The sequence below is a fragment of the Vibrio marinisediminis genome (assembly GCF_014050145.1).
GTDB lineage: Bacteria > Pseudomonadota > Gammaproteobacteria > Enterobacterales > Vibrionaceae > Vibrio > Vibrio marinisediminis.
This window is the reverse complement of sequence record NZ_JACFYF010000029.1, coordinates 1-13045: the sequence shown is the minus strand read 5'-3', so window position 1 is coordinate 13045 and position 13045 is coordinate 1. Positions and strand designations below refer to the sequence as shown.

The 13045-nt window shown below is 44.9% G+C and carries 17 protein-coding genes; 7 read left to right on the top strand and 10 right to left on the bottom strand.

The window, feature by feature from the left end:
* The 5 genes from H2O73_RS20030 to H2O73_RS20010 form a co-directional block, all read left to right on the top strand.
* Positions 1 to 327, top strand: a 327-nt coding sequence (locus H2O73_RS20030) for a ZrgA family zinc uptake protein (protein ID WP_182110693.1), incomplete at its 5' end; no start/stop codon positions are given.
* 64 nt (positions 328 to 391) lie between these two features.
* Complete coding sequence (locus tag H2O73_RS20025; protein ID WP_182110692.1) at positions 392 to 1093, top strand: ABC transporter ATP-binding protein; 702 nt, start codon at positions 392 to 394, stop codon at positions 1091 to 1093.
* Entirely contained in the window at positions 1090 to 2349 is a 1260-nt protein-coding gene (locus H2O73_RS20020) for an ABC transporter permease (RefSeq protein ID WP_182110691.1), read from the top strand. The genes H2O73_RS20025 and H2O73_RS20020 overlap by 4 nt, the downstream gene beginning before the upstream one ends.
* 2 nt (positions 2350 to 2351) lie before the next feature.
* Positions 2352 to 2849, top strand: a complete 498-nt coding sequence (locus H2O73_RS20015) for a DUF3299 domain-containing protein (RefSeq protein ID WP_182110690.1) — start codon at positions 2352 to 2354, stop codon at positions 2847 to 2849.
* Between the two features lie 294 nt (positions 2850 to 3143).
* Positions 3144 to 4040: a TIGR03899 family protein gene (locus H2O73_RS20010; protein WP_182110689.1), complete on the top strand. Its 897-nt coding sequence runs from the start codon at positions 3144 to 3146 to the stop codon at positions 4038 to 4040.
* Positions 4041 to 4191: 151 nt separating this feature from the next.
* Here H2O73_RS20010 and pgi read toward each other — a convergent pair whose 3' ends face one another.
* Positions 4192 to 5844, bottom strand: a complete 1653-nt coding sequence (gene pgi, locus H2O73_RS20005) for a glucose-6-phosphate isomerase (RefSeq protein ID WP_182110688.1) — start codon at positions 5842 to 5844, stop codon at positions 4192 to 4194.
* A gap of 289 nt (positions 5845 to 6133) precedes the next feature.
* Between pgi and H2O73_RS20000 the strand changes: the two genes are divergently transcribed.
* A complete protein-coding gene (locus tag H2O73_RS20000) occupies positions 6134 to 6553 on the top strand; it encodes a secondary thiamine-phosphate synthase enzyme YjbQ (protein ID WP_182110687.1) in 420 nt (139 codons plus the stop codon).
* Between the two features lie 51 nt (positions 6554 to 6604).
* Here the strand turns inward: H2O73_RS20000 and alr are convergent, their stop codons facing one another.
* Both alr and H2O73_RS19990 read right to left on the bottom strand, forming a co-directional pair.
* Positions 6605 to 7681, bottom strand: a complete 1077-nt coding sequence (gene alr, locus H2O73_RS19995) for an alanine racemase (protein ID WP_182110695.1) — start codon at positions 7679 to 7681, stop codon at positions 6605 to 6607.
* Positions 7682 to 7694: 13 nt separating this feature from the next.
* The gene (locus H2O73_RS19990; RefSeq protein WP_182110686.1) at positions 7695 to 9107 is read right to left on the bottom strand and encodes a replicative DNA helicase; all 1413 of its coding nucleotides are present in this window, start codon (positions 9105 to 9107) and stop codon (positions 7695 to 7697) included.
* 233 nt (positions 9108 to 9340) lie between these two features.
* On the opposite strand from H2O73_RS19990, the gene H2O73_RS19985 reads away from it, so the two are divergent.
* Positions 9341 to 10057, top strand: a complete 717-nt coding sequence (locus H2O73_RS19985; RefSeq protein WP_246335980.1) for a DUF481 domain-containing protein — start codon at positions 9341 to 9343, stop codon at positions 10055 to 10057.
* 92 nt (positions 10058 to 10149) lie between these two features.
* Here the strand turns inward: H2O73_RS19985 and rplI are convergent, their stop codons facing one another.
* The 7 genes from rplI to H2O73_RS19950 form a co-directional block, all read right to left on the bottom strand.
* Positions 10150 to 10602, bottom strand: coding sequence for a 50S ribosomal protein L9 (gene rplI, locus H2O73_RS19980; RefSeq protein ID WP_182110684.1), 453 nt, complete (start codon positions 10600 to 10602; stop codon positions 10150 to 10152).
* A gap of 33 nt (positions 10603 to 10635) precedes the next feature.
* Entirely contained in the window at positions 10636 to 10863 is a 228-nt protein-coding gene (gene rpsR / locus H2O73_RS19975; RefSeq protein ID WP_000090472.1) for a 30S ribosomal protein S18, read from the bottom strand.
* Positions 10864 to 10879: 16 nt separating this feature from the next.
* On the bottom strand, positions 10880 to 11182 hold the full coding sequence (priB, locus tag H2O73_RS19970; RefSeq protein WP_182110683.1) for a primosomal replication protein N: 303 nt from the start codon (positions 11180 to 11182) through the stop codon (positions 10880 to 10882).
* Positions 11183 to 11190: 8 nt separating this feature from the next.
* Positions 11191 to 11571 (bottom strand): 30S ribosomal protein S6, encoded by a 381-nt coding sequence (rpsF, locus tag H2O73_RS19965; RefSeq protein ID WP_005596629.1) that lies wholly within the window; start codon positions 11569 to 11571, stop codon positions 11191 to 11193.
* Positions 11572 to 11781: 210 nt separating this feature from the next.
* Positions 11782 to 12267, bottom strand: coding sequence for a bacterioferritin (bfr, locus tag H2O73_RS19960; RefSeq protein WP_182110682.1), 486 nt, complete (start codon positions 12265 to 12267; stop codon positions 11782 to 11784).
* Positions 12268 to 12340: 73 nt separating this feature from the next.
* Positions 12341 to 12529, bottom strand: a complete 189-nt coding sequence (locus H2O73_RS19955) for a (2Fe-2S)-binding protein (protein ID WP_182110694.1) — start codon at positions 12527 to 12529, stop codon at positions 12341 to 12343.
* A gap of 327 nt (positions 12530 to 12856) precedes the next feature.
* Positions 12857 to 13045: EF-Tu C-terminal domain-related protein (locus H2O73_RS19950; RefSeq protein ID WP_497997501.1), on the bottom strand; the 189-nt coding region annotated here is incomplete at its 5' end.

Here is a 13045-nt window from a genome sequence, read left to right as displayed (position 1 = left end):
GACCACGACCACGACCACGACCACGACCACGACCACGACCACGACCACGACCACGACCACGACCATCATGCTGATGACAAGCATCAACATCAAGAAAAACATGATGAAAATCATCATCAAGATGAACAGCACAAAGATCATGGCGGTCATGGTGAATTTACCATTGAGTACCATTACCAATGTGACGATTTAGCCAAGCTTGAGCAGATCAATACTCAATGGTTCAAGCTTTTCGCCGCAACGGAAAAGGTTCGCATCAACTTGCTAACCGATACTAAGCAAGCCGCATTAGAGCTTGCCCCACAGCAAAGCGAAATCAAGTTGTAAGCACATTAGAGCTTGGTCATCAGGCCAAGCTCTATTTTGTCTCTGATATTGATTGGAAAACTCAATGGACAACACCTCTCTATCAAAGGTGATAGAACTCAAACAAGTGAGTTACACGTGGGCTGGCAATCACAGCCCAACCTTAGCAATCGAGCATTTAAGCGTGCATCGGGGTGAGCACCTATTCATTAAAGGACCAAGTGGCTGTGGTAAATCAACACTGCTTGGTTTGCTCACGGGTATCAATCAAGCGCAAAGCGGCATTGTGGAGGTGTTAGGCAAAGATCTTAATCAACTCAATAGCCGACAGCGTGATCGCTTTCGAGCCGATAACATTGGCTATATTTTCCAGCAATTTAACCTATTACCTTATTTGACCGTGGTTGAAAACGTATTGCTGCCCTGTCAGTTTTCACGTCAACGTCGAGAAACTGCCGACTTAGAGCAATCTGCTCGGCAATTACTGCGCAAGCTGCATCTTAACGATCAACTGCTCGATAAACCGGTGGTTGAACTCAGTATTGGTCAACAACAACGTGTCGCAGCGGCTCGAGCATTAATTGGCAATCCACCACTCATTATTGCCGATGAACCGACATCGTCATTGGATCACGAAAATCGGGCTGCGTTTATTCAGTTGCTATTAGATCAAGTCAACCAAGCCAATGCCACACTGATGTTTGTTAGCCATGATCCCACCTTAGAGCCACTGTTTGATCGCAGTTTGGATCTACGCCAAATCAACCAAGCGGAGACCCTTCTATGACACCGACTCTAATGCTGGCATGGAAGAGTGTCAGAAACCGTCGTCTAACCGCCTGTTTAACCATAATGACCGTTGCTGTCTCATTAGTTTTATTGCTCGGGGTTGAGCGAATTCGAACTCAAGCAAAGAGCAGCTTCGCCAATACCATTTCAAGTACTGACCTCATCGTGGGTGGGCGTTCAGGACAAGTCAATTTGCTGCTTTACTCCGTCTTTCGCATCGGTAATGCCACCAACAACATCGACTGGAAAAGCTATCAAGAATTTAGTCAACATCGCTCTGTTGACTGGGCAATACCACTTTCGCTGGGGGATTCTCACAAAGGATTTCGTGTTTTAGGCACTAACCAAAGCTACTTTGAACATTATCGATACGGGAATAAGCAAAATCTCAATCTAGCCCAAGGTCGAGCTTTTGATGGCTTATTTGAAACTGTCATCGGCTCTGATGTCGCAAGAAAGCTAGGCTATCAAGTTGGCAGCGAAATTATCATCGCCCATGGCATTAGCGATGTTGGTTTTAGCCGCCATGATAATCTTCCTTTTAAAGTCGTCGGTATCTTTGCGCCGACAGGTACTCCCGTAGATAAAACCGTTCACGTCTCTCTAGCCGCAATAGAAGCGATCCATGTGGGTTGGGAGTCAGGAGCAAGGCTCGGTAATACACCTTCGGCAAAGCAGTTAGAGCAACACAACTTTCAGCCAAAACAGATCACCGCCATGTTAGTCGGTTTGAAATCAAAAATTCAAACCTTTGCTCTGCAGCGCCAAATCAATACTTACCCACAAGAACCACTTAGTGCGATTTTACCAGGAATAGCCCTACATGAGCTGTGGGGGATGATGTCCGTCGCCGAGCAGGCGTTGATGGTCGTATCTGGTTTTGTGGTCGTGGCGGGTTTACTGGGTATGCTTTCAAGCCTATTAACTAGCCTACAAGAACGACGCCGAGAGATGGCGATATTACGAGCGATGGGGGCGAGACCACGGCATATATTCAGCTTGTTGATACTGGAAGCCAGCGTGCTTACTTTTATCGGTATAGTAGTTGGGGTTACGATGCTTTATGGTCTGCTTGCGCTCATCGGTCCCTTTGTGACTCAATACTACGGTATTCAACTTCCTTTAATAATGCTCTCTTATTATGAGCTGGCTTTAATTGCTGCGGTTCAACTTGCCGGTACAGTGATCGGTATCTTCCCAGCACTGCGCGCTTATCGACAATCACTAAGCGACGGCATGACTATACGGGTATAACAATGAAAAAAACCATACTACTTATTTGCTGGCTGATCACATTAGCCATTCCTGCCCACGCGATGGCCAATGAAGATATCTTGGTGCTGGATTGGATAGACCTCGTTCCAGAGTCGGAACGCAATCAATTTGATGCGATGGGGATGCCGATGGCAAACAACCATTCAGGCGGTGCGGTTGAGCAATCTAAAGTCGGCTCAGTGCGACAAGAGCTCAACGGCAGTGAAGTAAAAATTCCAGGGTTTGTGATTCCATTAGAAGGGGATGATGAGAAAATCACTGAGTTTTTATTGGTGCCCTATTTCGGTGCTTGTATTCATGTACCACCGCCGCCACCAAACCAAATTATCTATGTGAAGTTTCCACAAGGCGCGCCAATTCAGCAATTGTGGGATGTGATCTACGTAATTGGTAAATTAAAGACTGAGACGATGAATCATGAGCTAGCGGAAACCGGCTACATACTGGAAGGAACAGCTATAGCCGAATATGATTACTAACGGCATGTAATTAACAACTTGATAACCTGTTAATCTTCCTTGTTATATTAAGAATCTAGATAGATAAACCAACACAGCTAGATAAACAAGTAATAGCAAGGCGATTGACAGGTGTCTTTTCAGTTTATTCTCTATTGCGTACTTCATGACAACCTCGTTAATACTGGCAACAATTTTAACAAACTATTATCAAGCGGCATAGCGAAATTTGCCTAGCTTTCTCACAATAGTTTCTCTGGCAGCTATTTGATGTTCGAGGTACAGTTATAACTCACTGTTGGTTAAGGTAATCCCATGTCTGAGAGCAACAAACCCGTCACTATTGAACATGACGTCAAAGCTGAAAACCGCCAAGAAAAAAAATCAAACTACGTAAAGGACAGCGCAAGTCGTGTACTGTTTATAGCCCAATCTCATGGGTTAGATGCACTATTGCAAAAACAGTCACCACAGAAGCCAGCGCTAGAGCGTGCGCTAGTTCGAGAGCGCAATCGACGTGAACAACGCCAAAAGAATTTGGAACAGATCTTAAAACTCGCACACAGCTCATGCAGTGATGAAATTGCTGGCGAGCCTGATCAAGATTGGTTGTATCGCTTTTTCGATATGGCACAAGAGGTACACAACCCTTCAATGCAGCGGCTATGGGCACAAGTATTTAAGCGCGAGGTAACCAACCCCGGTTCCACCTCAATGAAGGCGCTAAAGGTATTGCAAGACATGGCACCGAAAGAAGCGCAAATTCTGCAACGGGCTGCCTCTCTGGCTTGTAGTTTTGGACACGATAGCAGCCGAAAGTTGCTAGTAGGCTTTCGAGCTCAAGGCGGGATATTCAGTTTCGGCAAACGCAGTATCACCAACAATATTAATGTTGGCAGCTACCAATTGCCCTACTCCAGCTTATTAGTGCTATTTGAGTTGGGGTTAATGCATGGTACTGAGCTTGAGTCTGGCGAGATTGAACTTGAGTCTGCCTTACCGCTAACTTACCAAGGCAAGAACCTTCAATTACAAGCTCATGGGAAAGGGGTGCGCCTGCTGTACTACCGCTTCACGCCAACAGGCAATGAGTTGTGTAAGTTGCTAGGCAACAAGCCAAATATGCAGTATTACGATCAGTTAGTGGCATTGCTCGGGCAGAAATTCACTATTCAGACTGAAGTTAAAAGCTCCGTTCATCACACCGTTTAACCGAACGCTCGCTACGAGAAAAGAGCCAAAAATTAAGATAAAAAAACGCCAGCTAGATGCTGGCGTTTTTATTGGTGTTCAGAAACAACCAAAATAATTGTTGTTGCAGCTAGGCGATTAATCAACGCTGCAGCTTCAAGTATGAAGGTTATTAAGCTTTGAAGGCTTTAAACGCGTTGATAAGACCGTTCGTCGAGCTGTCGTGCGAGTTGATGGCTGACTCATCCGCTAACTCAGGCAGAATTTGGTTTGCAAGTTGCTTACCTAACTCAACACCCCATTGGTCAAAGCTGAAGATATTCCAAATCACACCTTGTACAAAGATCTTATGCTCGTACATCGCAATTAGGTTACCCAAAGTACGTGGCGTGATCTGTTTAACCAAGATCGAGTTGGTTGGACGGTTACCTTCAAATACTTTGAATGGTGCTAGTACTGCGGCTTCTTCTTCGCTCTTACCTGCTTGAACAAATTCCGCTTTTACTGTCTCTACCGTTTTACCAAATGCCAACGCTTCTGTTTGAGCAAAGAAGTTCGACATCAGTTTCTGATGGTGATCGCTCGCTGGATTGTGGCTAATGGCTGGTGCAATGAAATCACACGGGATCAATTTAGTGCCTTGGTGGATCAACTGGTAGAAGGCATGTTGACCATTCGTACCTGGCTCACCCCAAATAATTGGACCGGTTTGGTAAGTCACGGCGTTACCTTCACGGTCAACGTATTTACCATTTGATTCCATGTTGCCTTGCTGGAAGTACGCAGCGAAGCGATGCATGTACTGATCGTAAGGTAGAATTGCTTCTGACTCTGCGCCATGGAAGTTGTTGTACCAAATACCAATAAGAGCAAGGATCACAGGGATGTTGCTTTCTAGGTCTGTTGATACAAAGTGGTTATCCATTTCGTGGGCACCGTCTAGCAGCTCAACAAAATTGTCGTAGCCGATAGCCAGTGAGATAGAAAGACCAATCGCTGACCATAGTGAGTAGCGACCGCCTACCCAATCCCAGAATTCGAACATATTGTCGGTATCGATACCAAACTCAGAAACCGCTGGTGCATTAGTAGAAAGTGCCGCGAAATGCTTAGCAACATGCGCTTGGTCGCCTGCAGTTTCTAGGAACCAATCACGTGCGCTGTGCGCATTTGTCATTGTCTCTTGCGTGGTAAACGTCTTCGATGCAATCAGGAACAATGTTGTTTCAGGGTTCAGTTTTTTAAGTGTTTCAACGATGTGGGTACCATCGACGTTAGACACAAAGTGCATGTTCAGGCGTGTTTTATATGGCGCAAGTGCTTCAGACACCATGTAAGGACCAAGATCAGAACCGCCAATACCGATGTTAACAACATCAGTGATCTCTTTGCCAGTGTAGCCTTTCCAGTCACCTGACACGATACGGTGCGTAAATAGCTCCATCTTCGCCAAAACAGCGTTCACCGCAGGCATAACATCTTTGCCATCAACCATGACTGGTTTGTCACTGCGATTACGTAATGCCGTATGCAAAACTGCACGGTCTTCCGTTTTATTGATCGCTTCACCACTGAACATCGCTTCAATCGCTGATGGAAGGTCAGTCTCTTTTGCTAAAGCAAAAAGATGTTGTAACGTTTCTTGATTGATTAAGTTTTTCGAGTAATCGATAAGAAGATCGTTACCAAAACGAGTAGAAAACTTGTCAAAGCGTGCTGCATCGCTTGCGAACAGCTCAGTTAAATCCATATCTTGAGCAGATTCAAAATGTGCTGTTAACGCTTTCCACGCTTGAGTTTGCGTTGGGTTAATATTTTTCAACATGGTCTCTATTCCGATGTTACAGTAGGTTTCATTCCTCAGTTTAGGTGCACCGATGGAATCCCCGATTTAAGCAAAAATTTGTTTTTTGATCTTGGTATTTGGATTTATGACCATAAAACAAGATAAGTGTAATTTATTTTCATTATTGAATTATGACTCAGCCATTTCTCAAACACATTGAGTTATATCACGTTCAATAACTTAGTTCATGTGCACATTAAACGCGAATCCTTGAAATTAGACTAGCTAGCTTGGCTGATTTTGCCAAATAAAAAACAGAGGAACGCCTATGTGGTCCCAAACAACCATCAATCTACGCTCAAGATCTCGGGGTTTTCACTTAATTACTGACGAAATTGAACAACAATTACCGACTATTCGCCGATTAAAAGTAGGTTTATTACACCTTTTTATTCAACACACCTCTGCCAGTTTAACTATCAATGAAAATGCCGATCCTACGGTGAGAACTGATATGGAAAAGCACTTCAATCACTTCATACCTGAGCGAGCGAAATACTACCAACATACCTATGAAGGCGATGACGACATGCCTGCGCATATCAAAGCATCAACGATTGGGTCGAGTATCACGATTCCCATTAGTAACGGTCGTTTAGCGTTGGGAACATGGCAGGGCATTTACTTAGGTGAGCATCGTGACTTAGGCGGGAACCGTCGCATCATTGCCACCATTCAGGGTGAATAGCGAAATGGCAATGTAAAAAAGGAGCACATGCTGTGCTCCTTTAAAAAATAGTTAGTCTGAATAGACCATATCAACGCGCGGGGTCAGCTTCGTGACCAACTCATACGCGATAGTACCAATATGAGCGGCAACTTCTTCTGAAGGGAGCTCTTTACCCCAAAGGATCACTTCGTCACCCACTCTATCCGTTGCATCTGGACCTAAATCAACACTGAGCATGTCCATCGACACACGACCAGCGATTGGGGCTTTACGTCCGTTAACAAACACAGGCGTACCATTGGGTGCCGTTCTTGGGTAACCATCACCATAACCAATCGCAATCACACCAACTTTGGTATCTCGCTCACTGGTCCAAGTGCCGCCATAGCCAATGCTCTCGCCTTTTTTCACTTCACGTACTGCAATGATGTGCGATTTCAATGTCATCACTGGCTGAAAGCCTAGCTCTGCTGCTGATTTATCTGAAAATGGGGACACGCCGTACATAATGATGCCCGGTCTGACCCATTCTAAGTGACTTTCAGGCCAAGCCAACACACCGGCAGAAGCGGCTAATGAACGCTCGCCTTTACAGCCATCCGTTAATGATAAGAACAGTTCAATCTGTTGATGAGAGGTCGCTTTATCCAGCTCGTCTGCACTTGCAAAGTGGCTCATAAAACGCAGAGGCTTGGCAACGTTATCACACGCTTTAAGGCGCGAGATAAAATCGTCTAACTGCTCTGGGCGAACGCCTAAACGATGCATACCACTATCGACTTTTAGCCACACTTGTACCGGCGTTTCGAGCACCGCATTTTCTAACGCTTCAAGTTGCTCGACACAATGGACAACCGTTTGAATATTATTGGTGACCAACACAGGTAAATCACCCGGTGAATAGAAACCTTCTAATAAAAGAATCGGTTTAACTATGCCCGCAGCGCGCAGTTGCAATGCTTCTTCGATACGAGCGACACCAAAAGCATCGGCACCGATTGAGTTCTTAGCGATTTGATGTAACCCATGACCATAGCCATTCGCTTTCACCACTGCCATCATTTTGCTTTGTGGTGCCTGCAGCTTAAGTTGCTGCAAATTGTGTTTCAATGCTGCGAGATCCACATGTGCCGTCGCTGCCTTCATATAACTCATACTGTTACTCGTCATCCATATCAAACGCTGGACCGGCATAGTTGTCGAATCGCGAATACTGTCCTTGGAAGGTTAAACGTACAGAACCAATCGGACCATTACGTTGTTTACCCAAGATAATTTCTGCCGTGCCTTTCATCGAACTATCAGGGTTATACACCTCATCTCGGTAGATAAACATGATCAAGTCCGCATCTTGCTCAATTGCGCCTGATTCACGCAAATCTGAGTTAATCGGTCTTTTATCAGCACGTTGCTCTAGGGAACGGTTAAGCTGAGACAGCGCAACAACGGGTACGTTAAGCTCTTTTGCCAGCGCTTTTAATGAGCGTGAAATTTCTGAAATCTCAAGCGTTCGGTTATCTTGCATGCCAGGTACGCGCATTAACTGCAGGTAGTCGACCATGATCATTGATAAACCATCGTGCTCACGCGCGACACGTCTAGCGCGAGAACGAAGTTCTGTTGGCGTTAAGCCTGAGCTATCATCGATATACATGTTTTTCTTCTCCATCAAAATACCCATGGAAGAAGAAATACGCGCCCAGTCTTCATCATCTAACTGACCAGTACGGATCTTAGTTTGGTCAACGCGAGAGAGTGACGCCAACATACGCATCATGATTTGGTCTGATGGCATCTCTAGTGAGAAAATTAACACCGGTTTATCTGAAACCATCGCCGCGTTTTCACATAAGTTCATTGCAAACGTGGTTTTACCCATCGATGGACGTGCAGCAACAATCACCAAGTCAGAACCTTGCAGACCCGCCGTCTTCTTGTTGAGATCATTAAAGCCAGTATCCACACCAGTAACACCATCTTGAGGAGACTTATACAGCATCTCGATACGCTCAAGTGTCTTTTCTAGGATGTTATCGACGTTTTGCGGACCATCACTTTCTTTGGTACGAGATTCCGCAATAGCAAAAACTTTACTCTCGGCGAAATCGACCAAATCTGCCGACGTGCGACCTTGCGGATCATAACCCGCATCGGCAATATCATTGGCGACACCAATCAGGTCGCGCACCACGGCGCGTTCAGCGACAATATCAGCGTACGCATTGATGTTTGCAGCACTTGGTGTGTTTTTAACCAAATCAGCAAGGTAAGCAAAGCCACCGACACCTTCGAGCTCTTCATGCAACTCCAGGTGCTCTGAGAGTGTGATTAAGTCCAACGGCTTGCTGTCTTCCAGAATGCGCTTAGCCGCTTCAAAGATGATTCGGTGCGGACGACTATAGAAATCGCGCGCGACGACACGCTCGGCAACCGTATCCCAACGCTCGTTATCCAACAATAGCCCACCAATCACTGATTGCTCAGCTTCTAACGAGTGTGGTGGAGCCTTGATTGCATCAACTTGTGCATCAGGGGTTTTGCTTCTGCGATTATCCGCTCTGGTATCTGCCATGGTTTTGCTCAACTACTTTCAATGATCGATTATTATAACGAGAATACTATCTTTGTCTTCCATTGAGCCAAAGTTTGTCTGCTTCACAGTGATAATTTACCTGTGGTTGGCCGAGAATAACCGCTTAACGACTACCATTTCATGCTATTTTATACCCGCTTGTTTCTATATAACTGTTGAGGATCTTTGTGGCAAAAGTTTGGCTGGCCTATTTTGGTTTATTTAGCGCGACTCTGGCGCACGCCCATGAACAGGACACCTCTAGTGACATTGACGTCCCATCGCCTTGGAAGAGCGAAGTCGAGTTTGGCTACCAAGCTCACTCCGGTAATTCTGATTCAGAATCGCTCAATTCGCGTATTGATGCTGAATACATCCGAGGACGTCACCGCACCAGCGGCGAATGGAAGTTCTATCTGTTGTATAAAGATGGTGAGGAAGATAAACGCCAATCGACTTATAGCGCGCAGACGGACTATAAGCTAAGTGCCAAAACCTACCTCTATGGTAGCTTTAAAGGCGTCGACTCCCGTTACAGTGCTTATTATAAAGATTACACCTTTTCAGGTGGGCTTGGTTACCAGTTTGCCAATACAGAAGATATTCTCTTAGAGGCGGAAGTGGGGCCTGGTTTTCGTTACCAAGAACCAAATTTGGATGAGCTTGATGACGACGACATTATCTTTCCCGATATCGTCGAAGAAGCCATTTTCCGTGGCAAGATTAACTCAAGGTGGCAAGCACTCGACAACTTAGCATTGGAAGCAACGATGACTTTGGTTGCCGGGCATAGCAACACCCGCATAGACACCGACGCCAGTGTGATTAACGCTATTACAGAAGATATTGCTCTTAAGCTTGCCTACTCACGCCAATATCACGATCGCGTTCCTGAAGGGTTAGAGAACTCTGACAGTATATTCTCAGTAAACCTGTTATTTGCCTTCTAGACAACTCTCTTCTTAATCTCTGCCGATTTTATTGGGCACAAAAAAAAGCACCTGAAAACAGGTGCTTTTATTAATACGTCTTGAGACTGATATTATTTATCAGCAACAACTTGTAGGTTAACTGTAGCAAAAACTTCAGAGTGAAGTTGGATGCTGATCGCGAACTCACCGATGTTACGTAGAGCGCCTTCAGGAAGACGAACTTCGCTTTTCACAACTTTAACGCCAGCAGCAGTGATTGCTTCAGCGATGTCGCGAGTACCGATAGAACCGAATAGTTTACCTTCGTCACCAGCTTTAGAAGCAAGAACAACTGCTTCTAGTGCGTTAACTTGCTCAGCGCGAGCTTCAGCGGCAGCTAGTTGCTCAGCAACTTTAGCTTCTAGTTCAGCACGACGAGTTTCGAACATTTCAACGTTAGCTTTAGTAGCCATAACTGCTTTACCCTGTGGGATAAGGAAGTTACGTGCGTAGCCAGATTTAACGTTAACTGCGTCGCCAAGTGCACCTAGGTTACCGATTTTATCAAGTAGAATAACTTGCATTATTTAATCCTCTTTCTTAATAAAACGAACCGATTACTGATGCTTGTCAGTGTACGGTAGAAGAGCTAGGTAGCGTGAACGCTTGATAGCACGAGCTAGTTGACGTTGGTATTTAGCGCTTGTACCCGTGATACGGCTAGGAACGATTTTACCAGCTTCAGTGATGTAGTTTTTAAGAGTTGCTACGTCTTTGTAATCAATCTCTTGTACGCCTTCTGCAGTGAAACGGCAGAATTTACGACGACGGAAGAAACGAGCCATGGGCTATCTCCTGATCTTAAATATAAGTGATGTGGTCAGCATGTAACACAACTTTACCAATGCCATTTCGGCCGGTTTGGTAAGCGACAAAGCCTCCTACCTTTATGTTACTGCCTGGTACTAAATTGTGAGTTATTGCTTGTGACCTTGACCCACTGACGACGACTGGCATTCGACAATAAACTTGGCGAGCTAAATCGGCTTCAATAACAGTAGAACGGTGCTCGAGCCAAAAACGGCAGTGCTCTATTCCACTAGGGCTTTTACTACGAATTGGAGGCTTAGCAACAGTGCCACTTAGCTCCATTCGATTGGTCATACAATCAATTACTCAGCAGCAGCTTCTGGACGAGACTCTGCACGCTCTTCGCGACGAGGAGCACGCTCTTCTTTCTGCTTAAGCATGATAGATTGCTCAGTGATCGCTGCTTTAGTACGCATGATCATGTTACGTAGAACTGCATCGTTAAAACGGAAAGCAGTTTCTAGTTCATCGATTACAGCTTGGTCAGCTTCAACGTTCATAAGAACGTAGTGAGCTTTGTGAAGCTTGTTGATTGGGTAAGCCAGTTGACGACGACCCCAGTCTTCTAGACGGTGTACAGTACCGCCTGCTTCAGTGATAGAACCAGTGTAACGCTCGATCATGCCCGCAACCTGTTCGCTTTGATCAGGGTGAACCATGAATACGATTTCGTAATGACGCATGTGTTGCTCCTTACGGATTATTAGCTTCCACGAGTGGCCCGGTCGTCCAGAGGAAGCAAGGAACTAAAGATAAATGACCGAGTTTTAAGGAGCACGAATAGTACAGAAAGAGAGCAACTTAAGCAAGCAAAATGTCGTCAATCAACAATCACTAAATATAGGGGGGATAACCGAATAGCCGAGCATGAGAAAAGAGCAATAGTTGCAAGCTTAGTCGTCGTCATCTTCATCAACAAACTGGGCTTGCAAGTAGTTCTGAATACCCGTCATTTCGATCAGACCAAGCTGAGTTTCCAACCAATCAACGTGTTCTTCTTCATCCTCTAGAATATCTTGGAACAGATCACGAGAAACGTAGTCGTGCACATCTTCCGCATAAGCAATGGCCGACTTGAGATCAGGGATGGCCATCATCTCAATTTTCAAGTCACACTCAAGCATCTCTTTAGGATCTTCGCCTATCATCAGCTTGCCTAAATCTTGTAAGTTAGGCAGCCCTTCCAAAAATAGGATACGCTCGATAAGGTGGTCGGCATGATTCATCTCATCAATTGACTCATGATATTCCTTATCCGCCAAATGCTTTAACCCCCAATCCTTGTACATCCGAGCGTGAAGGAAGTATTGATTGATCGCGATAAGTTCGTTGCCGAGTATTTTATTAAGATGTTGAATAATGATTGGATCGCCTTTCATGTAAAACCCTCCTTTGTTGGTTCATTTAACTGTAGAACCAATCAACTAAGAGTCAAAAAAGCGAAGAGCTGACTTAGCTCGCTTGTTGATACAACTGCGGTGCAGTTTCGTTGATGATTTGCTTTGCTTGCTTTACACACTTACCGCATTGAGAGCCCAAAGCTGTGCATTTTCTAATGCTACGCATATCGGCAATGCCTTCCTCAAGGACTAACTGTTTGATTTTTTTATCTGATACACCATGACACAAGCACACGTACATTTGGATCCCCAACCAATCTCTTTTCGCCAAGAAATATAAACAAGAATGATTATTGTTACCAGTCAATTCTAACGCAACTTAATACCGATTTGTTATATGAGAATGGTCATTATCAGGAGAAAACAAGCGAAAGGTAATCTTACCCACAAAGGTTATAGATTGGTCTAAGATAAGCTTATGTTTTGAGAGGGTAGTTAAAGGCTAGCATTCAAAATGCGCCCATTTTTCTATATAACAGAAATGAAAAAGGGAAGCCGAAGCTTCCCTTTTCTAGATGCGCGTTCTTCTAACGAAGAAGTGTGCAAGACTTGATTAATTCGTTAAGAATTAAGCGAAGATCTTAGCAACAACACCAGCACCTACAGTACGGCCGCCTTCACGGATCGCGAAACGTAGACCTTCGTCCATCGCGATTGGTGCGATTAGCTCAACAACCATTTGGATGTTGTCGCCAGGCATTACCATTTCTACGCCTTCTGGTAGAGAGATATCACCAGTTACGTCAGTTGTACGGAA

Bases quoted from the DNA above. Each gene is read 5' to 3' on its own strand.
- H2O73_RS20015 (WP_182110690.1), top strand. From the start codon at position 2,352: ATGAAAAAAACCATACTACTTATTTGCTGGCTGATCACATTAGCCATT.
- H2O73_RS19990 (WP_182110686.1), bottom strand. From the start codon at position 9,107: ATGGCAGATACCAGAGCGGATAATCGCAGAAGCAAAACCCCTGATGCA.
- priB (WP_182110683.1), bottom strand. From the start codon at position 11,182: ATGACCAATCGAATGGAGCTAAGTGGCACTGTTGCTAAGCCTCCAATT.
- alr (WP_182110695.1), bottom strand. From the start codon at position 7,681: ATGAAGGCAGCGACGGCACATGTGGATCTCGCAGCATTGAAACACAAT.
- H2O73_RS20020 (WP_182110691.1), top strand. From the start codon at position 1,090: ATGACACCGACTCTAATGCTGGCATGGAAGAGTGTCAGAAACCGTCGT.
- rpsF (WP_005596629.1), bottom strand. From the start codon at position 11,571: ATGCGTCATTACGAAATCGTATTCATGGTTCACCCTGATCAAAGCGAA.
- H2O73_RS20025 (WP_182110692.1), top strand. From the start codon at position 392: ATGGACAACACCTCTCTATCAAAGGTGATAGAACTCAAACAAGTGAGT.
- rplI (WP_182110684.1), bottom strand. From the start codon at position 10,602: ATGCAAGTTATTCTACTTGATAAAATCGGTAACCTAGGTGCACTTGGC.
- H2O73_RS20000 (WP_182110687.1), top strand. From the start codon at position 6,134: ATGTGGTCCCAAACAACCATCAATCTACGCTCAAGATCTCGGGGTTTT.
- pgi (WP_182110688.1), bottom strand. From the start codon at position 5,844: ATGTTGAAAAATATTAACCCAACGCAAACTCAAGCGTGGAAAGCGTTA.
- bfr (WP_182110682.1), bottom strand. From the start codon at position 12,267: ATGAAAGGCGATCCAATCATTATTCAACATCTTAATAAAATACTCGGC.
- H2O73_RS20010 (WP_182110689.1), top strand. From the start codon at position 3,144: ATGTCTGAGAGCAACAAACCCGTCACTATTGAACATGACGTCAAAGCT.
- rpsR (WP_000090472.1), bottom strand. From the start codon at position 10,863: ATGGCTCGTTTCTTCCGTCGTCGTAAATTCTGCCGTTTCACTGCAGAA.
- H2O73_RS19955 (WP_182110694.1), bottom strand. From the start codon at position 12,529: ATGTACGTGTGCTTGTGTCATGGTGTATCAGATAAAAAAATCAAACAG.